At 64.4% G+C, this 22456-nt stretch carries 18 protein-coding genes and 5 pseudogenes; 14 read left to right on the plus strand and 9 right to left on the minus strand.

All coding sequences use genetic code 11. The features are described 5' to 3' along the window. Positions 1-337 precede the first annotated feature (337 nt). Complete coding sequence (locus tag IEY88_RS43485) at positions 338-724, plus strand: TniQ family protein (RefSeq protein ID WP_189160754.1); 387 nt, start codon at positions 338-340, stop codon at positions 722-724. 248 nt (positions 725-972) lie between these two features. Further along, positions 973-1260 carry a hypothetical protein gene (locus IEY88_RS43490; protein ID WP_189160755.1) on the plus strand — a complete coding sequence of 96 codons (288 nt, stop codon included), beginning with the start codon at positions 973-975 and terminating at the stop codon, positions 1258-1260. Positions 1261-2555: 1295 nt separating this feature from the next. Here the strand turns inward: IEY88_RS43490 and IEY88_RS43495 are convergent. Then, positions 2556-3227: a TetR/AcrR family transcriptional regulator gene (locus IEY88_RS43495; RefSeq protein WP_189160756.1), complete on the minus strand. Its 672-nt coding sequence runs from the start codon at positions 3225-3227 to the stop codon at positions 2556-2558. 111 nt (positions 3228-3338) lie between these two features. On the opposite strand from IEY88_RS43495, the gene IEY88_RS43500 reads away from it, so the two are divergent. After that, complete coding sequence (locus IEY88_RS43500; protein WP_229694349.1) at positions 3339-4508, plus strand: acyl-CoA dehydrogenase family protein; 1170 nt, start codon at positions 3339-3341, stop codon at positions 4506-4508. On the opposite strand, the gene IEY88_RS43505 is transcribed toward IEY88_RS43500, so the two are convergent. After that, positions 4471-5790 (minus strand): IS4 family transposase, encoded by a 1320-nt coding sequence (locus IEY88_RS43505; RefSeq protein WP_229694344.1) that lies wholly within the window; start codon positions 5788-5790, stop codon positions 4471-4473. The two genes, IEY88_RS43500 and IEY88_RS43505, sit on opposite strands and share 38 nt — an antisense overlap. 176 nt (positions 5791-5966) lie before the next feature. Here IEY88_RS43505 and IEY88_RS43510 point away from each other — a divergent pair, with 176 nt between their 5' ends. From IEY88_RS43510 to IEY88_RS43530, 6 genes and pseudogenes are all read left to right on the plus strand, one after another. Beyond that, entirely contained in the window at positions 5967-6359 is a 393-nt protein-coding gene (locus IEY88_RS43510; RefSeq protein ID WP_189160768.1) for a GNAT family N-acetyltransferase, read from the plus strand. 6 nt (positions 6360-6365) lie between these two features. After that, positions 6366-6488, plus strand: coding sequence for a hypothetical protein (locus IEY88_RS45700; RefSeq protein ID WP_373294309.1), 123 nt, complete (start codon positions 6366-6368; stop codon positions 6486-6488). A gap of 491 nt (positions 6489-6979) precedes the next feature. Further along, complete coding sequence (locus IEY88_RS43515; RefSeq protein ID WP_189160758.1) at positions 6980-7408, plus strand: hypothetical protein; 429 nt, start codon at positions 6980-6982, stop codon at positions 7406-7408. Between the two features lie 18 nt (positions 7409-7426). After that, positions 7427-8867: pseudogene (locus tag IEY88_RS45235) on the plus strand (IS30 family transposase). Positions 8868-8874: 7 nt separating this feature from the next. Then, positions 8875-9167 (plus strand): annotated as a pseudogene (locus tag IEY88_RS43525) (IS3 family transposase); the annotation flags it as partial. A 68-nt stretch (positions 9168-9235) separates the two neighbouring features. Further along, on the plus strand, positions 9236-9418 hold the full coding sequence (locus IEY88_RS43530) for a hypothetical protein (protein WP_189160759.1): 183 nt from the start codon (positions 9236-9238) through the stop codon (positions 9416-9418). 1298 nt (positions 9419-10716) lie between these two features. Here the strand turns inward: IEY88_RS43530 and tatC are convergent. The 3 genes from tatC to IEY88_RS43545 form a co-directional block, all read right to left on the minus strand. Then, complete coding sequence (tatC, locus tag IEY88_RS43535) at positions 10717-11625, minus strand: twin-arginine translocase subunit TatC (RefSeq protein ID WP_189160769.1); 909 nt, start codon at positions 11623-11625, stop codon at positions 10717-10719. Between the two features lie 112 nt (positions 11626-11737). Further along, on the minus strand, positions 11738-12028 hold the full coding sequence (gene tatA, locus IEY88_RS43540) for a Sec-independent protein translocase subunit TatA (protein WP_189160760.1): 291 nt from the start codon (positions 12026-12028) through the stop codon (positions 11738-11740). A 613-nt stretch (positions 12029-12641) separates the two neighbouring features. Next, the gene (locus tag IEY88_RS43545) at positions 12642-13664 is read right to left on the minus strand and encodes a hypothetical protein (protein ID WP_189160761.1); all 1023 of its coding nucleotides are present in this window, start codon (positions 13662-13664) and stop codon (positions 12642-12644) included. Positions 13665-13888: 224 nt separating this feature from the next. Between IEY88_RS43545 and IEY88_RS43550 the strand changes: the two genes are divergently transcribed. After that, entirely contained in the window at positions 13889-14599 is a 711-nt protein-coding gene (locus IEY88_RS43550) for a TetR/AcrR family transcriptional regulator (RefSeq protein ID WP_189160762.1), read from the plus strand. 610 nt (positions 14600-15209) lie between these two features. On the opposite strand, the pseudogene IEY88_RS45705 reads toward IEY88_RS43550, so the two are convergent. After that, a pseudogene (locus IEY88_RS45705) lies at positions 15210-15644 on the minus strand (SDR family NAD(P)-dependent oxidoreductase); the annotation flags it as partial. Positions 15645-15689: 45 nt separating this feature from the next. Here IEY88_RS45705 and IEY88_RS43560 point away from each other — a divergent pair. After that, positions 15690-16624 (plus strand): annotated as a pseudogene (locus IEY88_RS43560) (AraC family transcriptional regulator). Positions 16625-16720: 96 nt separating this feature from the next. Here IEY88_RS43560 and IEY88_RS43565 read toward each other — a convergent pair. The 3 genes from IEY88_RS43565 to IEY88_RS45710 all read right to left on the minus strand — a co-directional run bounded on the left by IEY88_RS43565 (position 16721) and on the right by IEY88_RS45710 (position 18504). Then, positions 16721-16924 carry a hypothetical protein gene (locus IEY88_RS43565; protein ID WP_189160763.1) on the minus strand — a complete coding sequence of 68 codons (204 nt, stop codon included), beginning with the start codon at positions 16922-16924 and terminating at the stop codon, positions 16721-16723. 987 nt (positions 16925-17911) lie between these two features. Beyond that, entirely contained in the window at positions 17912-18280 is a 369-nt protein-coding gene (locus tag IEY88_RS44910) for an aquaporin (RefSeq protein WP_268241302.1), read from the minus strand. After that, on the minus strand, positions 18190-18504 hold the full coding sequence (locus tag IEY88_RS45710; protein WP_373294310.1) for an aquaporin: 315 nt from the start codon (positions 18502-18504) through the stop codon (positions 18190-18192). Before IEY88_RS45710 ends, IEY88_RS44910 begins: the two co-directional genes overlap by 91 nt. Positions 18505-19107: 603 nt before the next feature. Between IEY88_RS45710 and IEY88_RS43580 the strand changes: the two genes are divergently transcribed. The 3 genes and pseudogenes from IEY88_RS43580 to IEY88_RS43590 all read left to right on the plus strand — a co-directional run. After that, positions 19108-19728: a DUF4360 domain-containing protein gene (locus tag IEY88_RS43580; RefSeq protein ID WP_189160766.1), complete on the plus strand. Its 621-nt coding sequence runs from the start codon at positions 19108-19110 to the stop codon at positions 19726-19728. A gap of 185 nt (positions 19729-19913) precedes the next feature. Continuing rightward, positions 19914-20522 (plus strand): DUF4360 domain-containing protein, encoded by a 609-nt coding sequence (locus tag IEY88_RS43585; RefSeq protein WP_229694351.1) that lies wholly within the window; start codon positions 19914-19916, stop codon positions 20520-20522. A 99-nt stretch (positions 20523-20621) separates the two neighbouring features. Beyond that, positions 20622-21099, plus strand: a pseudogene (locus IEY88_RS43590) (DDE-type integrase/transposase/recombinase); the annotation flags it as partial. Between the last annotated feature and the right edge of the window lie 1357 nt (positions 21100-22456).

Below are 22456 nucleotides of genomic sequence, written 5' to 3' on the forward strand. Positions count from 1 at the left end.
TCCACTATCACCGACAAGGTGATCGAGGGCATGATCGAATGGCAGAACCGGCCGCTCGACCCGGCACGGAACGACCGACCATCGACCTGCTCGACGACATCAAGATCAACCTGGACAGCAGCGACGACCGCGAGCCCGGCACGGGCGTGACCGCGATGGCGACCCGACCACTACCCCGCAGCCTCGATTCGCTGCCGCGGGAATCACTGCCCGGCTATCTGCTGCGGCTGGCCCACCGGCTGGACCTGTCGCCAGCCCGCGTCGGAGCCCTGACTGGGCTCACCACCCCGGGGCATAGACCATCCCGGCCAGCCGCATGTTCGCACTCCAACCCCCGATGGTCGAGACCTTCGCCCGCGCCACGCGCCTGTCCACCACTGAAGTCACCGCGCTGACCCTGGCCAGTTTCTCCGCCCGCTATCCACCGCTGGATCCCGGGTTCTCCGGTCGGCAACGGTTGATCCACGGAATCTTCGTCAAGGAGAACTGGGTGTTCTCCCGCGCCAGCCGGTTTTGCCCTGAGTGCCTGGCCGGTGTCGGCAGCACCATCCCGCAACAACACGGCGGCGCCTGGGACCTGCTCTGGCGGCTGCCGGTCGTCTTCGCCTGCCCCACCCACCGTCGGCTACTCCAGCACACCTGTCCCGGCTGCGAGCAACCGCCCCATCACCGCGTCCAGGGTCAGTCCAAGCAGATCCTGCCGTTCCTGGACACGACGGCCTAAACCCCGCCCAGTGCCGCATCCTGATGCCCGGTCCCGGCATCCACCACCGCCATCGCCTCTGCGCAGCACGGCTGGACCAAACAACCGCACCCGACACCGTCCTCACCGCCGGTTAGCAGCGCGATCTGGTCCAGCTCTAACCCCTGTCCCTGGATCTGCTCGATACCGACGGCTCCGCAGCGATCAGCAGCGTCGGGCAGCGCACCAGCCCGCAACGCTACTTCGTCGACCTACGAATCCTGTCCTGCTTGATCACCGCGTCGTGGCCCGCCGCTCGTCCCCTCATCGAGCAACCCACCCACGCACGACTCCTGCAGGACCACCTTCATCGCACCCGCAGCCAGATCCGCAGGATCCGCCGCTCCGGACGCACCGTCCGGGAACTGTTCTTCTACGGCACACCCCAGCTCGACGCGGCGACCTGCTCGGCGCTGCTGGCGTTGGCCGACCGCCTCCTCACCGTCGGTGACATCGACACCCTCCGCGAGTTCCTCCACCCCCTCATCGCCACCGCGCCCGTCGGCATGCCACAGTGAACCCGGCAATTCCTTGTCGGCGACGGGTACTGCTCACCCGGCCTGCACACCGCCCTCGGCCTCGAGCTCGCAGTCCCGCACATCCTCCAACGCCTGGTGTCCAGCCCACGACGCCACCCCTATCTCCGCCGCCACAACCGGTCCGGTTCGGCATCCACCACATCCCCCAACACCTGCTGCCCGAATGGCACACCGAACACTTCGCGCGCTTCGCCATCACCGTCAAACCCCGGCTACTACGCCGGGCCGCGGCAACCCGCCTCGCCCAACTCTGCCTCGGCGGCCACCCCGCGCTCGCCGCCCAACAGCTCGGAGTTCCCCGCCACGCCACCGACAACGCGCTCATGGTCGTCCACCGCCAGCTCTCAGCTCGTGCCCGACGCGCCTTCCATACAGCGATCGACACCCTCGCCGACCAACTGAACAACACCCCCCAACCTGACCGACTACGGCGCACGACGAGCCGCACTCACCAACTGGTCGATCTCCCCGCATGAATGGGACTGTTTGACCTGCGGCCTTCGCCGGGAACCGCGCGTCAGAGCCGGCAGATGGCCCGACAGTTCTTATATCGACTGGAGAGAAAGCAAACGCATCCTCGCCTCCGCCTGGGTCTGGGTCTGGGTCCATCACCAGCGGCGAGCACAACTTCGCCCCAGCGATCCGACCGGACCTCCACGCCCCACGACCACGCGGACTTATGCTGCGAGAAATCCACTCCCGATGGTCACTTATCTGTGCCGAACAGCCCACCGGCCACTACATCCCCCTCCGTGAACGCCCCAATACCTACGCTGACCAACTCGCCATCGACATCGACAGCTCCAGTAAAAGCAACAAATACTGATAGTCTCAGCTGACATCGAGACCCGCACCATGACACGGTTGCGCGCGGTCTGGCCAGATAACGTTGACAATGGCCAAGTATCGGTGTCAGTCACACGCACCTACCATCGCCGCAGGCGCCAAGCCGCCCTCAGCAGGTTGACCCCCATCGAATACGAAGCAATCATGACCTCGCCAGCCAGTCAGGCTGCGTGACTACAACTGTCATCTACTCGTGCAGCAGACCCATGTGGTCAACGGTGGTTGTAGCGGACACATAGCGGTTCAGCACTGACTTGAGGTGATGCTCGTTGGCGATCAGCAGCCGGTCGGTGAGCTCGCGTCGGACGGTGCCGACGAACCGTTTTGTCCTTCGCTCATGCGAGCGACGAGGCGACCGCGAGCCTGGTTCGTCAGGCCAGTCACGCTGCCGGCCTCGCCACATCGGACTACGCCAAGGCGCCCTCGGCTCACACTTCGGGGTTGAACACCATGTCGTCGGGGAAGTCGAGGCCGAGGTGCATGATCGCGTCCTTGAAGACGACGTGGATTTGACGGGCTAGCCGGTCGACGATCTCGTGCTGGGTTTCGTCTCTGTGGTCGATCCACCAGATGATTCCGGCGTCGGCCATGCCGATGACGCTCGCGACCACACCTTCCGGGGCATCGTCGACGAGTCGGGCCGGCCGTAGGAACGCGCTCGCCGCGGCGATGATCTCATCGAGAAACCGCGTTCTGCCCAAGCGGATCTGGTGAAGGGCTCTCGTCTGCTTCTGCGCCGCGATGAACCGGTACAGACTCGGATGTTCGGCGGCCCAGTCGATGATGGGTGTCAACACCCCCTGAAGGATTTCGGCCGAGGTGCCAGATCGCGTGAAATATGGGCGGACCCGCTGCATGAGGTCGGCTGACGCCAGGCGGGCGACCTCGATGTCCAGAGTTTCCTTGTTCGCGACATAGCGATAGATGTGCGGGCGAGGAATTCCGGCAAGTTCCGCCACGCGTCCCATGCTCACCGCCGGTCCACTCTCGTCGATGGCCTGTGTGGCTGAGGCGATCACGCGAATCCTGCGCTCGCTGTCCCCCGTGCCCCCAGCCGACAGGCCGGGTTCTTCGTAAAGCCATTTCGCGGCATCCACCATGGCTCCACGATATCGGCTCGCGACGCCAGGCGGTACAGATTGCACCAATGGCGGTACAGGCTGTACCGTCAGCCCGGGTACAGCCTGTACCAGCCGACGCTCCGAGGAGATCTGCCGATGCCCGCCCGCCGCTCGCCCTGGATGAACCAGGAGCTCGACGATCTGCGCGACCTCGCCCGTACCTTCAGCAAGAAGGAGATCGAGCCGAACATCGAGTCGTTCATCAAGAATAAGCAGGTCGACCGAGAACTGTGGAATAAGGCAGGCGAACTCGGACTGCTCTGCATCTCGATCCCCGAGGAGTATGGCGGAGGCGGCGGCACGTTCGCGCACGAGACCGTGATCATGGAAGAACAGGCCTACGTGGGTGACAGCTCATGGGGGGCAGCGCTGCACAGCGGCATCGTGGCCCACTACCTGCTGGCCTATGGCACCGAAGCACAGAAGCACGAGTGGCTGCCGAAGATGGCCGGTGGCGAGGTCGTGGGCGCGATCGCCATGACCGAGCCTGGCACCGGTTCCGATCTTCAGGGCATTCGTACCCAGGCCATCCGAGAGGGCGAGGAGTACGTCGTCAACGGCGCGAAGACGTTCATCACCAATGGCGTTCAGGCCGACATGGTCCTCGTCGCCGTCAAGACCAACCCGACGGAGGCCGCGGCTGGCATCTCGCTGGTGATCATCCCCACCGACACGGAGGGCTTCCGCCGAGGCCGCGCGCTGGACAAGATCGGTATGAAGGGCCAGGACACCTGCGAACTGTTCTTCGAGGACATACGCGTCCCGGCCGCCAATCTGCTCGGCTCCGAAGAAGGCCAGGGCTTCATCCAGCTGATGTCGCAGTTGCCGCAGGAGCGGCTCATCGTCGGCGTCAGCTGTGTCGCCGCCATGGAGGCCTGCCTTGACCTCACTCTCGACTACGTCCACTCGCGCACCGCGTTCGGCCGCCCGATCTTCGGGTTCCAGAACACCAAGTTCGAGCTCGCTGAGATCGCCACCGAAGCCCGTGTGGCCCGGTCCTTCGTCGACGAGTGCATCGAGTTGCACGTCAAGGGCGAGCTCGACATCCCGACCGCGGCGATGGTGAAGTACTGGGCCTCGGAACGCGCCGGCGTCGTCGTCGACAAGTGTCTTCAACTTTTCGGCGGCTACGGTTTTATGGAGGAATACCCCATCGCCCGTGCCTTCACCGACCTCCGCGTCTCCCGGATCTACGCCGGCACCACAGAGATCATGAAGGAAATCATCGCGCGGACACTGAGGACGCCCAACGGGGTGTGATGGCATGCCTGGGCGCTCGCGACGGAACGGTCGGGCCGGCGGCGCATGGCGGGCCATCGTGGCTCTCGTCAAACCGCTTCTGCTTAGACCGCATCTCGTTTGGGTGTGTTGCGGGGTAGGCGATATCGTTGATCGACGATGAACGATGTGGAGAAGTGGTGCCCGGAGCCGTTGTGGCTGCTGGCACAGCCGCTGCTGCCGGACGCGCCGCAACGCCACCAGTGCGGAGGTCGGCGGCGCCTGGACGATCGTGTGGTCCAGGACCGCGTTGGTGGGTCTTGAGTTCGTCCAGCGCGGTCTCGATCTCCCAGCGTTGGCAGTACAACGCCGCAAGTTCGCGTGCCGGGGCCTTGCTGTGGTCGAGGATCGTGGTGATCAGCCGGTAGGGCGCGTCGTGTTCGGGGCGGGCGGGATCGTCCAGTGTGTACTCGACCACCCGCACCGTCACCGGATCGGCGCGCCGGTGGTGGTCGCCGCTGGCCACGATTTCCGACAGGTACGACCCGTCGGGCAACTCACGGCGCACCGGCAGCACGACGCTGGCACGCACCCGCCACAACAGATCCGTCCCGTTCGCCGATGCCGCCCGCCACAACGGCAGCCCCGTGAACCCCCGGTCGGCGATCAGCAACTCGCCCTCGCCCAGCCCGGGGAACAACTCCCGGGCCAGGGTCGCCTCGGCTTTGGTGATCGGGCCCAGCGTGGCCGCGACGATGGCGTGGGTGCCGCACTCGGCCACGGCCACCACCCGCACCTGCGGAAAAGCCGCGCGGCCACCGCTGGCCGCGGAACGGGCGCTGCCCGGACGCCCGAACCGCCCGGCGTTCTCTGGCGTGTCCGGCACATCGAAGGTCGTGCCGTCGACCGCCAGCACCCGCCAGGTCCGATACCACGACCCCCGTGTCGCCGGCCCCGCCAACGGCTTCGCGACCTGCTCGAACAACGCCTTCAACGGCACCGCGCCCAGCTTGACCCGGGCGCGGGAGATCGCCGCGGTGGTCGGCACCCGCCACGGCTTGGACCACCGCGCCGCCCACGACAACCCCTCGGTCAGCAACCGCGCGACCTCTTCGTAGCCCTGCCCCGAGAACAGACACATCGCCAGCACGAAGTAGACCACCACCCGCGGCGGCAGCAACCGATCACGCTGCCCCTCCCGACCGGTCTCCGCGATCACCCGATCCACCAACTCCGGCGGAAACGACCTGGTCAACAGGCCGATCGCGATCCGATCCGACAACCGGGCGTCCGTATCGGGCTTGACCTGTCCAGGCCGCGGCATCCAGGCACCTCCTGAATACTCAACCTACCAAACCAACCCTTAAGTCACCGGCATTGCCTTTAGGTCTAACCTGCAAATCGCTGGCGCTGCTTGCAGGAACGCGACACAATCACGGCGTGGACTACGAGTTAGACGACGACCCGACCCGCATCGATGCGGACGTCGTGTGGGCGTTCATGTCCACCGAGGCCTATTGGGGCCGCTGGCGTAACCGCACCCAGGTCGAACTCCAGCTCGCGAACTCCTGGCGTGTGGTCGGTGCTTACCGCATGGACACCGGTGCCATGGTTGGTTTCTCGCGCGCGGTCTCCGATGGGGTCGCGCTGGCGTACCTCGCCGATGTGTTCGTCCTTGCCGATGCCCGCGGCTCGGGCATCGGCAAAGCGCTGATCCGCACTATGGTCGATGAGGGCCCAGGCGTCGAATTTCGGTGGATACTGCACACCGCCGATGCTCACGGCCTCTATCAGCGTTTCGGTTTCCGCGAACCCGATGCGACTTGTCTCGAACGCCCAGGCAGGCACATCCCGGTTAGCAAGCCAGAACCCCGACGATCTTGGCATCGATGATGGCGCTTGGATCAGTTCAGTGAGGAACTCCAGCCGGCTCAGGTCGCGGTGTTCCTCGGCTACGCCGCAGGCGCTGGGCAGGCGCTGATCGACCGGGAGCTGTACCTGCCGAAGTCGTGGACCCGGTGATCCTGGGCGGTGCGCGGAGGCCTGGGTTCCGGACAAGACCAAGTTTGCCACCAAGCCGCAGCTGACATCCCGGACGATCGGCCGGGCGCTGGGTGGCGGGGGTGAAGGCTCGATGGGTGATCGGCGATGAGGTTTACGGTGCTAACCTGGGCCTGCTCGAGGCGATCGAGCAGTGGCGTGGCAGCACTTGTCTGCTGGAGCCAAGGGCGAAAGCGTCTACGGCTGGGCATGGACGACTGTCGATGCTGACGGGCCGGGGTGCTGGTGGTTGCTGATGCGCCGCTCTTCATCATCAATATGCTGCTCAAGTCAAGCAGCTTCGCGAATGTCGCGGTAATCATCTCACTCTTTCGTTGTTGCCCATGTCTGCACGACACCCAGTCGAACGACCGTAAAGATCCGCCTGAGCACTAACAGATAAAGGAGGTGATATCAACGAGTTTCAGATACGTTAGTCACGTATGAAAACCAGATCTGACACGGTTTCCGTGATGAACCCGGTTGCCGCCAAGGGCAGCGTTCTGTTCTTTTCCGCGCTGCTGCGCACCGAGCGTCTCCGGCGTGGCACTCGTCAAGGGGCGGTGCTCGCGGCAAGCAGGACGTACACCGCCTGTGCCAACAAGAGGTTCGTCGAGCAGGTACGGGACGTACACCTGACGAACCGAGTTGCCGCAGCGGATGTTGTGCGCCAAGGCACTGGACACCCGGCCCGGCTGCCCCTGCAAATTGACGCAGTGCCTGCTCCCTTCCGTTCGAATCATCCGGCGATCGAGCGGGCGAGAAGCCAATGGTCGTTGCAGATGAGGCCCGCGGCAGCGCGGCGTGCGGCGCAGCTCGTCGTCGCTGGTTCGATCGCAGCAGGGTGTCAGCGGGTGCAGTTGCAGAGGGCGGATTCAACTGATCGTCGCAACACCCTCTGATGTCGGAGGTGGTTGACGATGGCAACGGCGGACTGGAGCAAGAAGATCAGCGATGCGCCGGAGGGTGCGCGTCGGCAGTGGCGCGCGGATCGGGCGCTGCGGCCATCGATGCGCTCGCCTGGACGGCCTGAGCCTTCGCGGGCGGTGCAGCGGCAGTTCTGGCGCCTGATCGCGACGGGTATCACGTCGGCGGAGGCTGCGGTGGCGGTGGGCGTGTCCGTGCCGGTCGGGATCCGCTGGTTTCGCCACGCTGGCGGCATGCCACCGATCTCGCTTGCCGCGCCCACTGGCCGATATCTGTCCTTTGAGGAGCGTGAGGAGATAGCGCTACTGCGCGCACAGCAGGTCGGCGTGCGTGAGATCGCGCGTGCGATCGGGCGCGACCCCGGGACGATCTCCCGCGAGTTGCGCCGCAACGCCGCTACCCGAGGCGGTAAGCAGGAGTACCGGGCGCTGGTGGCACAGTGGAAGGCTCAGCAGGCAGCGAAGCGTCCGAAGACGGCGAAGCTCGCGACCGAGAACCGGTTGCGTGAGTACGTCCAGGAGCGCCTCGCCGGCAACGTCCGCCGACCGAATGGCACCGTCGTCGTCGGGCCAGAACCGCCGGCGTGGAAGGGGCTGAACAAGCCTCATCGGCAGGATCGCCGGTGGGCGACCGCGTGGAGTCCGGAGCAGATTTCGCACCGGCTGAAGCTCGACTTCCCCGATGATGAGTCCATGCGCATCAGCCACGAGGCGATCTACCAGTCGCTGTTCATCCAGGGCCGTGGCGCGCTCAAGCGCGAGCTCGTCACCTGCCTGCGAACAGGCCGCGCTCTGCGACAGCCACGAGCTCGAGCGCAGAACCGTCCACAAGGGCATGTCAGTGCCGACGTCGTGTTCTCCGAGCGGCCCGCCGAAGCCGCTGACCGTGCCGTTCCGGGGCACTGGGAAGGCGACCTGATCATGGGCACCGGCCGTTCGGCGATCGGCACGATCGTCGAACGCAAGAGCCGCTCGACACTGCTGGTGCATCTGCCCCGGCTGGAGGGTTGGGGTGAGAACCCGCCCGTCAAGAACGGTCCCGCGTTGGGCGGCTACGGCGCCGTAGCGATGAACGCCGCGCTCATCGCGACGATGACCGAGCTTCCCCGAACAGCTCCGCAAGACACTCACATGGGACCGCGGCAAAGAACTCTCCGCACATGCCCAGTTCGCGCTCGAGACGGGCACGAAAGTGTTCTTCGCCGACCCCCACTCGCCCTGGCAGAGGCCGACGAACGAGAACACCAACGGGCTGCTGCGCCAGTACTTCCCGAAGGGCACCGACCTCTCTCGCTGGTCCCCCGAGGACCTCGAAGCCGTCGCTCTTGCGCTCAACAACCGGCCCCGAAAGAGCCTTAACTGGAAGACTCCAGCCGAGGTCTTCGAGCAACAGCTACGCTCGCTCCAACAACCCGGTGTTGCAACGACAGGTTGAACTCAAGCAGTTCACCTCCTGGGTCTTCGGCGACAAGATCCGCTCAGCCGGTCTGCTGCCATCATTCGGAACTGTATGCGACGGCCTCGACAACGCGATGATCGAATCCCTCTGGTCATCGATGCAGATCGAGCTACTGAACCGTCAACGATGGAAAACCCGCGTCGAGCTGGCCACGCGATCTTCGACTACATCGAAATCTTCCACAACCGCCGCCGCCGTCACTCCGCCCTCGGCTACCTCACCCCACTCGAGTACGAACTACGCTCTGACCACGACACCATCACCGCCGCCAGTTAGCCACTACGACTGGAACCCTTCCGGTGGGCAGGTCAAACTGTCAGCTGCTCGCCCCCGGAAAGTCCTATGTGGACAAGCACATAGCTTCGGGCAAGACCCGCACCGAGGCTCTGCGGCTGCTGCGCCGCCGACTTTCCGATGTCGCCTGTCGCGCCTTGATCGATCAGACCGCTATCGGCGCGCCTACCAGGGCTTTTCGGGTTGAGCTGGTCGATCGGGTAATTGATCAGTATTGGCAGCAGGAGCAGTGAACACGGGCGTCGCCGACCAGGCTGGTCTTCTACTTCACCAAAGTACGCCACATCGCCTCCTGGCTGCTGCGTCACCCAGACGACCTCGACGACGAGGAACAGACGAAGCTCAAGCAGGTCCTGGCATCCTGCCCCACCTGGCTACCACCGCGGCCCGCGTCAGCGCGTTCGCCGAGATGCTCACCGGCCGCCACGGCGATCGCCTGGATGGCCCAGGTCGACGCCGACGATCTACCCCCACCTGCAGCGCTTCGTCAGAGGACTCAAGCATGACTACGCCGCAGCCCTGAACGGCCTGACTCTCCCGCACAGGGCCGGTGCCATGGAGGGCAACGCGAAGATCACGAGGAAACCTGTGCAGTCGCGCCAACTTCGACCTCCTACGCAAGTTCCTCCTGCTCCGAGCATGATGACGCGAGGTCATACCATCACGAAATATGGGCCAGATCCATTTTCACGCCTCGCTGGCAGAGGACCGCAACACAGCGGACCCTGACCGAACCAGAATTTGGGGGCACGGCCTCCGACGCTCCTGCCGTGAGGGCCAGATCTCCGTAAGTCTTCAATATCCCGACGCAATCGCCATCCACGACACGACCGATAAAGCCAGTCTCTTTCGACTAGCCATGGAAGGCCTTCCCTGCCCGCGCAGAGATGTTCCTGGCCGAACACACTTACCGCCTTCCAAGAAGTCGCCCATTGAATCGTGGATTGCTTCGACGCCGACAGCGGACACAAGACCAGTATCGTGCACCTTGATGTCGAGGCAGCTAATGTCTTCGTGGATTTTATGAATCGGTGAAACTCACCGATTTTCGGCATCTCGCACGCGGCGGGTGAGGACCGTGATCGTCCACCGGAAGCCTTCTTGCCCTAGAACCAGTCCTCCGGATTGCTCACGGTAGCTTGCCGACATGATCTCCAAGTTCAAGGCTAGCTTTTGCGCACGCGGCCGCCTATCGGCACCGGTGGCACCGGATACCATCAGCCCCGGTCACTGCGGGAGGCGTCAATCAGGAGGCACCTCTCCGTTGGGCCAGGCTACGTCGGCCTCAGGATGTCACCCGCCTTGGGGTCCGAGCACTGATGACGTTCATGACGCCTGTTCGCCGTCAGTGAGTCCATGCCCAGGATTCGGCAATGTTAGGTAGACCGTCTGGGTTGGAGACTGCACGGCTCTCTAGTTGATCATGCTGCGCATGCGCTTCACCTCGACCGGATCATAGGTCGAACGCGCTCGCCGCCGACCAGCGCGAATCGCCCGAGCTGTGGGCCGACATGCTGCGCCACTGCCGACGTTACGTGGCGTCGTCGTAGTTCACGCGCTTCGGGGGATCCGAAGCGATGACCTTCTCACCGGGGTCGTTGCCGTCGGCGTCGGAGGCCACGTAGTCGAACGGCGCGGCCTCGTCGTCGTCCAGCGCGTCCAGGCCCTCGGCCGCGCGGAGCTTGGCCTTGCGCCTGTCGTGGACGCGGGCGATCTGGGTCGCCATCTCGAACAGCAGCACCAGAGCGAGGGCGAGCACGACCATCGAGATCGGGTCGGTGCCCGGCGTCGCGATCGCGGCGAACACGAACAGACCCATCATCAGGCCGCGCCGCCACTTCGCCAGCCGCTCGTAGGACAGCACGCCCGCGCGGTTCAGCATCACGACGACCAGCGGGATCAGGAAGCTGACGCCGAAGATGAACAGCATCGTGATGACGAAGTTGATGTACTTGCTACCGGTGAGCGCCGTGACCCAGTTGTCGCCACCGAAGCCGAGCAGGACCTTGAGGCCCTCGGGCACCACCAGGTACGCGAGCACCGCGCCGGCGACGAACAGCAGCGCGCCGGCGGCGACGAACACGCGGGCGAAGCTGCGTTCCTTCTGGTAGAGGCCAGGCGTGATGAACGCCCAGATCTGGAACAACCACGCCGGGCTGAGCAGCACCGCACCCGCCGCCGCGCCGACCTGCAGCCGCACCATGAAGATCTCGAACGGCTCGGTCTGCAGCAGCGCGCAGGTGCCGTCGTTGGTGATGTTCGCCCGGTACTGCGCCAGATCCGGCTGGCAGTACGGGCCCGTCAGGATGTCGCCCAGCGACGGGATCGGACCGAGGCGCACCTCGAACCAGATGAAGCCGAAGATCGCGCCGACGGCGATGAACAGCATCGCCAGACCGAGCCGGTACCTCAGCTCGTAGAGGTGCTCTTTGAGCGACATCGTGCCGTCGGCGTTGCCCCGACGGCGCTTGCCGCGTTCCCGGCGTTCAGCGACCCACCGGAACGGACCTGCCACCGCGTTGACCGTCCTTACAAGTCAGGAGACCGCGAGGTCAGTTGTTGGCGGCCTTGTTCTGGGTGGTCTGCTCGATGGGCGGCGCGACCTGGGGCTGCTGGATCGGCTGCGGCTGGGCCGGGGGGAGCTGCTGGACCGGCTGCTGCACGGGCTGCTGCTGCACCGGCGCGTCGTCCGCGTCCTGGTCGCGCAGGCCCTTGGTCTCAGCCTTGAAGATCTTCGCCGACTTGCCGAGCGACCGGGCCATGTCGGGAAGCTTCTTCGCACCGAACAGCAGAATGATCACCACAGCGATGATGATCAGCTCGGTGGGTCCGAGGTTACCCATTGGTGATCCTCCTGTCTCCCCCGCCACGACGATCGTCGTACGCGGGGTTGCTTCTGACGCCGACGACATCCCCGACCTTGCACCCAACCAGCTTCCCGTCGACAGCCGGCGACGGTGACTGTTACATCAACGCGAATGATGGGGGCGTTCTGATCACGCATGTAGGTCGAACTGCCCGGCCGTCGTCGCTGGTGCATCCAGCATCGAACTGGCTAATGCGATCCTCGAGTATCCAGGTACCTCGAAATCGTGCCACATTGGGATACGCGCGGTCGAAGTCCCTGCCATGGCTAGGTAGCGCTTCGAACGGGCAACTCGCACGCCCGCCGGGCTCATTTGGCAGCCGCCGGTTCCACTCCTGCAAACCGTGGCGTCGTACCGGGCTGGTGGAGCCTGCTCTTCGCCTCAAGTGATGGGGTCGCCAAAAACGAACTCTTCACCGGGCTTGGGCCGATCGACACCGAGCTGGTTGTAGGTAGAAGTAGTGCGGCACTCGGCCCGAGCCTCACGGTAGATAACTCCAACCACCCTTGTTGCCAGAACAACAGCCTTGTCATGGCCACAATTCAGAGGCCGCCCTGATATCTGACCCACGCGCTGGCCGCCTGAGGATTCACCGGTGGGGCGGCGGACCTGCGCCGGGCGCAGATGGCGGAGTACTGGATGTCCACCAGCGGCCCGAAAGAGACATGCACTCGCCGGATGCTGCACGGATTCCAACTCGCCGGCGGGCGACTGGACGCGAAGCTTGCTGAGTTGGCGGCTGGCCGGGCCTACAAGAGTACGGCGGTGAACACCACCGATTCCGCTCAGGTGGAGGCAGGGGGACGGGCTGGTGTCGCGTCTTTCGTGCGGCGCGGAAGATCTGCACGACACCGGCCGCGACGCCGCCGATTAGCGCGGCAACGCTCGTGAGGATCCACAGGTCCGGAGCGAGGAGCGGCTGGGCGCGCAGTGCCTGGGTCAGTGCGATGAGCACCAGTCCCAGGTAGCCGCCGCCGACCCTCACCAGTCGCACCACGGCGTCCTCGGGCAGGCGAAGACGCATGCTGTTCAGAGCGACACCGAGCAGCAGCAGCGCCTGAAGGGCGTGGATGCCGATGAAGTGCGGGATCCGCAGATCTCCGCCCTCGGTGCTCCATCCGGTCAGTGGCAGGCCGGGTCCGCCGTGTGTGGCACCGACGCTGTGAGCGCCCAGCAGAGTGCTGACACCATCGGCCACCGCGCTCTGCTGTTGTTCGGTCGGAATGATCATCAGTGCGCCCAGGGCCGCACCGAACACGGTCAAAAGCAGTCCCCAACGCACAGCCGCAGCGAGCGCACGGTCGCCGAAACGGCTGCGCAGCGCGACGATGGCAATGACCAGTGAGGTGGCCCAGAGGACGACGACGATCATCGCCATGCCTCGCCCGACCCAGGAGTCGAACTGCGTTGCCCGCGCTGAGAAGTGACTCTCCTGCCCGCGCGCAGCCTGCACAGTGATCAACATGAGTTCGATGAACGACGACACGGCAAGCACCGTGCCGACGCCCATCACCCAGCGACGTGGCCGTTCACCGTGCATCCGGCCCAGCACCCAACCCAGCGACACCGCGTAGACCAGGAACGAGATCCCGAATTTCAACGGCTTGAGCAACCGGCGCTCCCGCCAGGTAGCGGTCGTTTACGAGCACGCCGACCGTCGCGACCACGATGAGCACCGCCATGGTCGCGGCGAACACAGCCATCGGCCGATGCCATTCGTACCAACCACGGACTTGCGCTCCGATGAACACCATGAATTCTCCTTGACGCTGTCAACCAGACTGGCGTCAGTGTCGAACGGTGTCAAGGAAAACGTGTGGTGTTAACCTGAGAGTCGTGTCAGCTCCCGTTCCGCGTTTCCGCGACCGTCGCCACGCCGAAGCAGTCGATGAGATCAAGGCGACGGCACTGCGGCTTTACGCCGGCACTGGAAGCTCCGGGCTCGCTCTACGCGCCGTGGCCAGGGAGATGGGGCTGTCCGCCCAAGCGCTCTACCACTACTTCGACAATCGAGACGCCCTGGTCACCGCGCTGATCAACGACGGCCTGCACGCCGCCGCGTCGGCGATCGCCCGAGGTCGCGATTCCGGAGGGACGAACCGGCGCGAGCGGCTGCGTGGCGCCGCACTCGCATACCGCCGGTGGGCGGTGACCGAGCCACACGTCTACCGCCTCATCTACAGCGACATCATCCCCGATTACCAGGCGCCGACCGACAAGCCCGCGGTCGGCTTGCTACCCGGCCTCGAATTGGCCAAGGCTTGCTTCGAGAGCTGGACACCCGCGCAGTTCGTCGCTCTGGACTCCGCTCTCGGCGGTCCCGGCCACCTACCGACAGGCGAGGGCTTCGGCGCAATACCGGACTCAGTGAGCGCCCTGCTGGCTCGGTGGTGGGCACAACTGCACGGACTGATGAGCCTGGAGATCCTCGGCCGGCTGCAATGGGCGCAGCTCGACCCCTCGATCGTGTACGCCGATACCGTGAACGCTCTCGCGGACGAGATCATCACACTCACCGCCCCTGGAACCACGGCACACCCGAACTGACTGCGGATCACGCACGCCACCGATTCGTGCGAACCATGTCGCAGGCTGACACTCACCAGCCTGGACCCGACCTGCACCGGCCGCAAACGCTGGACCATACGCTGGAAACCCGGGCTGAATGCCTTCGAGATCGCCTTTGCCGGCCGCCTGACCGTCGGACTCGAGTAGTTTCCTTCAATCCGAGTTGCAAAGAGCATCGAGTGAGCACTTGCTCAGCTGCTGCAGAAACCCTGGCAGGTGAGCCCGCCGCAGTGGCCCGTTCTGGTCCGCCTTTCGATGCTGATTGGTCAGTAACCGAGAAGTCCCTCCGGGACAACAAGTTCCTGCGGTCGCCGGTCAGTGTGCATTGTCCAAAACAATTCGGCCAGCTCGACCGGGTCGACGGCAGGCATGTCGGGCATTGGCTGCCTTGCGGCCTGTGCTTCCTGGAATCGCGCATCGAAGGGGGTTCCTGTAATGCGTGCGCCAATGTACAGCATGCCGACGTGCACTCCCTGGTCGGCAACCTCGGCCGCGAGGGACTGGAGGTAGTTGCGCTGGGCGGCCAGCCGGTCATTCGCGGGAGGCCCTGTACAGCGGCGACTCCTTGGGCGCTGAGGATCGCTCCGTCGCCTCGCTCGATCATGGCGGGGAGGAATTCCCTGACCATCGCGAGCAAGGTGTAGAGCGTCATCGGCATCAGCTCGCTCAGCTGCTCGGCGCGCAGATCGACGGCATCGATGAACTTCAGGTCTGTGGCGGGGCCGTAGTAGAAAGCGGTGGGGTCACCGACCTTCCCGCGAATCCGCTCGGCGAGTGCGGGCACGAGGTCGGTCTCAGACAGGTCGGCCGTCACCACGTGCGCAGTGATTCCTTGTTCAGCCAGCTCCGCGGCGAACTGATCCAGCGGTCCTTGGCGACGGGCGACCAGGACGACTTCATACCCCGCTTTGCCATACCGCCGGGCGATCGCCCGGCCGACACCAGGACCGGCTCCGAACACTGCAATAGATTTGGACATGTTGTTCATGTCATGAGCAAACCCCAGCGCGGACAGACGATCCATGGGTGATCGTCGAAGACTGATGTGTGGACGTCTACCGTGGCCGGCATGGACGTGCTGACCGATCTGCTGCACCGCGCCCGCGCCAGGACCGCACTGGTCCGGCAGCTGATCCAGCGTCCGCCGTGGTCGGTCACCTACGCCGACGTTCCCCTCTGACTGTGATGACCACGCTCGGCGGCCACGCGTCGATCCGGCTCGACGACTCCGAGGTCGCGCCGGTGCGCCTCGCCGCCGGGGACATCGCGCTGGTCACCGGGACCGGCCAGTACACGATCTCCGACGATCCGAGCACTGGGCACCAGGTCACGATCTGCGGCGGCCGCAAGTACCTCCCCGGCGGAAAGCTGGCCGCAGACCACTGGAATCTGGCGCCGCGCACGTACGGCGACGGCCTGCCTGGGGCGACGGTCATGCTTCGGGCCGCCTTCGAACTTCACAGCGTAGTCGGCGATCGGCTGCTTGCGCTGCTGCCGCCGCCTGCGGTGGTACCAGCTGGGCCGCGGACTGGGGCGGCGCTGGATCTGCTCGCCGCTGAGATGTCCCGCGACGAACCCGGTCAGGACGCCGTGCTCAACCGGTTGCTGGATCTGGTGCTGGTGCTGGCCTTGCGGGCCTGGTGCGCCGAGTCAGCGACCATGCCTGCCTGGTGTAGGGCGCTCGGCGATGCAGCCATCGGCGAAGCGCTACGCCTGCTGCACGCCGAGCCCGCGCGCCGGTGGACGGTCGCCGAACTGGCCACCAAGGTCGGCTTGTCCCGCGCCGCGTTCGCCGCCCGGTTCACCGCTCTGGTCGGCGAGCCCCCGATCACCTACCTGACCGCCTGGCGCATGACACTGGCGGCGGATCTGTTGCGGGACACCGATGAGACAATCGCGGCGGTGGCTCATACAGCCGGCTACATGGACGCCTTCGCCTTCAGTGCGGCGTTCAAACGAGCCTGCGGCGTCAGCCCTTCAACGTGGCGCCACCAGGCTCACTGACCGGCTACCGCCTGCCGAACAAAGCCAATGCCCGGCTACCCGGGAATAAAGCGTCCGCAGCGCTCAACTTCCACGGAAACCACGCGACGAAGAGGCTCAAATGATCCTCTCGGGGCGGAACAGACGGACGACCGGGAGCGGATGCGCGAGGTGCACGATGAGGTCGGACTCGTCACCCGGCACGCCTGCCAGCGGCGATTCTGCGATCTCGGCGAGCCGCAACTGCAGAGCCGCTGCGGCTCGCCGAGTGAACGCCCGGCCAACCACGCCGCGCAATGTCCGGTACTCCGGCGGGTCCATCATGAAGAGGTTCGTCGTTCGCCAAGCGGTCCCCGCCGGCCATGATCACGCTGCGGTCGGACGAGAAGACCTCCCAGTCCTCGAGGACTGTTCGCATCGAGCCGTCGCTGAACCGGATGCGCGGTTTCGGACGCCTCCTGCCGCAGAAACCTTGTCCGGCGCACGGCCGCCAGCCATTCAAGCAAAGGCTCGATGCCATGGGTGGTCTTCGGTGGCGCCGTCATTGCGTACTCCCCGGCGAGCTCGCCCGATTCCACCCGGCCCAGCACATCGCTCAGCGCTCGACAACCAGGTGCAGAAAGAAGATCGGCGTCGGGGCGGCACCGAGCGTTGCCCTACAGCACGACGAACAGGGTTGGTCGTGCTGTAGGGCACAACGATTTGAAGCGGGCCCGCTCACTGCCCCTGCCGTAGTGCCATGCCTGCCGTGGTGGATCACCATCCGTGCCGCTAGGTGCCGCAGTGACCTGCCAGTCGGAGGAGACTGTGAGCGCGAGTTCGGCTGCGGTGCCGTGCTGGTCGACCTGGAGATCGGCCCGCTCGATCGGGCCTCCTGCCGCGCCGCCGAAACCTTGCCGAAGTGGTCGCCCGAAAGGTGATCTCATCCGTCGGCACCGACGCGACGACGACCAAGGCCAGCTCCCTGATCATCTCGGTCAACTGACGTTCGCTGCCTCCGCCGCAAGGATCAGTCGCTCGATGGCGACGAAGTCTGGTCTTCCTCCAGAGTGGCACTGATAGTCGAGCTGTTCAGCGGCGCGAAACGTCGCATCTCCGTGATTGTTCTCGACGGCCGCCGAGGACGCGGTACACCTCGGCCGCCCGATTCATGAATGGCCGCAGAGCTCGTGCTGAACTGGGCCGAGCGCTTGCTGAAGAGCACCAAATTCAGCCGGTTCGGCCTCCGATCGCTGTGGTTCCGCCCAACAGCAGGGAGTTCGAAAACGCCCGACCGAGATAGGGCGCCTGCCAACGCTCTCCTCCGCGTTACGCGGCGCCTCTCGTTCGGGCGACCCGGTCAGGTCCACCGTCATCGAGGTCAAACGCCAGGAAGAGACCGGCTGCCAGCACAGCACCGAGCAGGTTCCCGACGAGATGGACCCACACCGCAAGCCACGAAAGTTCCCCGATCATCGACATACCCACGGCGGCCGGATTGAACGCCGCCCCAGACGCGCCTCCTCCTGCCGCGAACACGCAGCCGGCCAAGGAAAGTCCAACGACATGTCCGTAGAAGCCGTTGCCCGGATGGGATCGACTCGTACTCACGGCGAGCGCAACACAGACCAGCACGAACGTGAAGAACAACTCGACCACCAAGACCAAAGCACTATCCTCGGCAACAGTCGGCGACACCGACTCGGAGCATTCACGAAGAGCCTTGCCACCGTAGCACCGAATATCCCAGCGATAACCTGGACACCAAAGTATAATGCAGCGGAAGCTCCGTCGAGCTTGCCGCAGATCCACACCGCAAGTGTGATCGCAGGATTGAAGTGGGCGCCTGAAAAGTGATTACCCGCATAGATCGGAGCTGCTAGCACTCCGCCCCACGAACAGAGGAGTGAACACGCTCCCAGAACCGCTCATGGCGGCAGCGATGAAGGCAAGGAAGAGCGTCCCCCGCACCCTCAGCCACGTACTTGCTCAACAATCCTCCAGCTTCAAAATTCGAATTCAGCTGCCGCCACGACAACAAACGTCCGCGATCGAACCGACGACCCGAAACTCCCCCGCACGCTGAGGCGCTCACGCCCCGGAACCACCGCCACCCCCCGTAGGCCACAGCTGCTTCCCCAGTCAGCCGACGACAGGGCCGCACGCCTCGCTCGCCAACTACATCAGCTCAGCTGCACGAAATAGTCAATCTCGCAAACCCCGTCAAATTCGTCCAAGTCGAATAAATTTGATGGAAGCGGCCTGATGGCGCACGAGGGTCAGGCCGAAAAGCGTGACAGGACTGATCCAATTGGACTCAATTTGCCCTCGAAGCTGCCGCTGGGCTGTTCGACTGCTCCACGACTCCAGTCGAACATTTGGCGAATCTACCCCGATTGCAGGAATGACACATCGGCGTCACCGCGGTAAGAATTGAGCATCGTCGCTCCCTGGCCTTGCACGGCAGCCAGCAGGCGACGCCGCGAAATTTCACCGCGCCCCTGCTGTGCTACAGGAGAGTAGCTATGCTCGCTCTAATTTCAGCTGCGGCCGTTGCCTTGGCGACGGCCGCAGCTCCGTCCATCGAAAACGTACCGCCAGCAGATCACATCACAGTACAAGTAGTGACAGTCAACGGCTCAGGCTGTTCCCAAGGAACGGCTGCCGTTGCAGTTTCCAGCGACAGCACCGCTTTCACTGTCACCTACAGCGACTACCTCGCGGCTGCCGGCGGCAACGTCCGTCCGACTGATTTCCGCAAGAACTGCCAAATGGGTCTTCGGGTGAGGGTGCCTCACGGTTTCACATTCGCGATCGCTCAGGTCGACTACCGAGGTTTCGCCCATCTCGCGCCCGGAGCCACCGGAACGCAGCTGGCCGGATACTACTTCCAGGGAAATTCGGAGACGGATCGACTGCGCCACTCGTTCGGCGGTCCGTTCAGCGACAACTGGCAGACGACTGATCTCAAGGAAGTCGCGGAGTTGGTTTTCGCACCTTGCGGCGAGGAGCGCATCCTCAACGTCAACACCGAACTGAGGGTCAACGCTGGATCTTCCGCCGGCACGACGAGCTTCATGGCAATGGACTCAGCGGACCAGAGCATCAAGACGAAATACCGTTTCGCCTGGAAGACGTGTTTCTGACGTCCTTCATCCGAGCGCCGCGCGGCGACCGCACCTCTGCAGGGATCCGGTCGCCGCGTGCGAGCCGCGCCAATGTCCCCGGCACGGCAGTCAAACCCTACAAATCTGCTGTGGCGTTCTTCCACATCACGGCCACAACACGACCCTGAAGGTAGCAGATGCTGAGCTTCGTAGCCGCTTCCGCAATGGCACTGGCCGCCTTGGCGCCCACCGGCGGCCCTCACTTCACTGATCCCCCGCAGAACGAAATCGTCATCGACCTGGTGACGGTCAACGGCTCGGGCTGCCCGATCGGAACTACCGCAGTCGCCTTGTCGCCCGACAACAAGGCGTTCACTGTCACCTACAGTGACTACCTGGCTCAGGTCGGCGTCGGGGCCAAGCCCACGGACTTCCGCAAGAACTGCCAGCTGAACCTGATCATCCACGTCCCGCAGGGCTTCACCTACGCCATTGCGCAGGCCGACTACCGCGGTTTCGCCCACCTCGAACCGGGTGCCACCGCGATGGAAAGGGCCAGCTACTACTTCCAGGGGATGTCACAGACGCCGGCGACCACCCGCGCGCTCAGGGGCCCGTTGAGCGACAACTGGCAATCCACGGACCACGTCGATGTCACCCAGCTCGTCTACGCCCCGTGTGGCGAAGAGCGGAACATCAACATCAACACCGAGCTGCGGGTGAACGCTGGCACATCGGACCCGTCGACGACGAGCTTCGTGACCATGGACTCCACGGACGGCAGCATCAGCACCAAGTACCACTTCGCCTGGAAGAAGTGCACCGACGCCTGACGATGCAGGCCGCTTCCTCGCGGTGATCAATTACTGGAAGAAGTTGATGGTGCTGCGGTCGTTTAACCACAGCACCACCAACTTCGGTGTCGCTTCCCGGGCATCGCGGTTTCGACCGTTCAAGCCGTGCTGATTCGCTGTCGGATCAACCGCCTGTCTCGCGTCGACCGCGTCACCGGCGAACCGTCCGACGCTACGAACACCCCCATCCCGGCTCGCTGGTCCATGTCGCCGTCGACAAGTTCGGCAACATCCCCGACGGCGGTGGGCACCGCTTCGTCGGCAGGCAAAGCCGACCGCAACAAACGCGCCATGCCGGGCCCGCCTCGCGGCTTAGACCGCAAACCCTGCACAGGAGAAGCGTTCCTGCACACCGTCATCGACGACCACTCCCGCATCGCCTACGCCGAAATCCACTCCGACGAACGAAGCCACCCCGCAGCCGGCGTGCTCGCCGCGCGACCACTTGGTTCGATGAAAGCGGAGTCGTCGTTGAACGAGTCCTGTCCGACAACGGCCCCGCCTACCGCTCGCGCTTCTGGCACGACACCTGCACCGTCTCGGTATCCGCTACAAATGAATCGGCCGCCACCATAGCGCCTTGCCCACCCTGGCAGCAGCAACATTTACCTTGCTATAAAGAAATCGCCAAAATCCACACGAGACACTGTCTCAATCAGCCCAAGTTTCGGAGCTCATTTCAAAGCATCCGTGATATAGATTAGCCGCAATGCATCCGCACGGCCGGGGCCCAATCGGCACGGCAGGCCTCTACGCCGGCAAGTGGAGGTGTGAGGCCAGTTCAACGGGATTCTGCGGCGGTTCCGCATCGGCTCGGGTTGGCGTCCGTGAACGGTAAAGGCCCCACGTCCACCATCCATTCTCGATTCAACGCCCTAGGTCAAGTCCGGGATGTTCCAAGCACCGATGGACGCCTTGATCGCCGCAGTCAGGCTGGATTGAAACTGTTCGGTTCGGACTATTACGATCGAGCGGGCTCGCCACGACTCGGCCGGACTGCGATCGTCGGAGAAACCCCTCGACGCGCTGGAACAGTCACTGACCGAGGAAGAAAGTGCTTTTTTCCTGCCCCCGCAACACGCCCTCCGGCGCCGTCACAGAGCACGGGCGAAGGCGGCAGGGCGCGACCGGTCCAAGGCGGGCTGAGTAGTAGGATCCACCGAGCGGTCGGACTGCTGTTGGCGTCCGAGCTCACGCCGGGCAAGCCGCGACCTGCCCGCGGTTCCGGGCCGTGCTCAACCAGATCCGGTCCGGCAAGGCCAGTCGGCCACGCACCCGTTCGGGCGCCGTGGTCGCGCGGGGAATAGCACATTTCTCCAAAATCAACCAGGCCGCGGAGCCGCCGGATCACCACGGTGATTCGGGAGAAAGCTGGCCACCAGTTCAACCGAATGGAAGAGCCTCTGGGAGACGATCGGTCTCGTCCGATCCCACTCTCTACACGGCGCGACACCGTTGAACGCTTTCAAAAGATCAAGTTATAGCGGGGCACCGATCGGTGTGACGTCGGCGTGGAGATGACTATCAGCCTGCCGACCGCCACAACGCGAGGAACCTGCTACCCGGCGCTTGGGCAACTGTCGAAGAGAAGACGGTTTCACCAACATGGCGAACGATGGCGAGTTATGCACCTGGACCACGCTGCTCAGCGGCCAAGGGGGATGTGGACTTCGATGAAGGAGTGAAAGCCCCCTCAACCGCCGGTCGCCAACTCTTGCGACCGGCGGGCTGCACACGTTGGGGCACAGAGGAGGGTGTGACCCGAGCGGGCTCGGCGCCACCAGATGATCATGTACACGCCTGTCGTCGAAGGTCAGCGCGACAATCGAATGTCGCGCGGAGCGTTCGACTGTTCTCGGTGCCCAGTCGTACGTTTAGAGGGTGACTTCGTTGTTGAGGCCGAAGTGTTCGTG

This window comes from Lentzea pudingi (assembly GCF_014646255.1).
Lineage (GTDB): Bacteria > Actinomycetota > Actinomycetes > Mycobacteriales > Pseudonocardiaceae > Lentzea > Lentzea pudingi.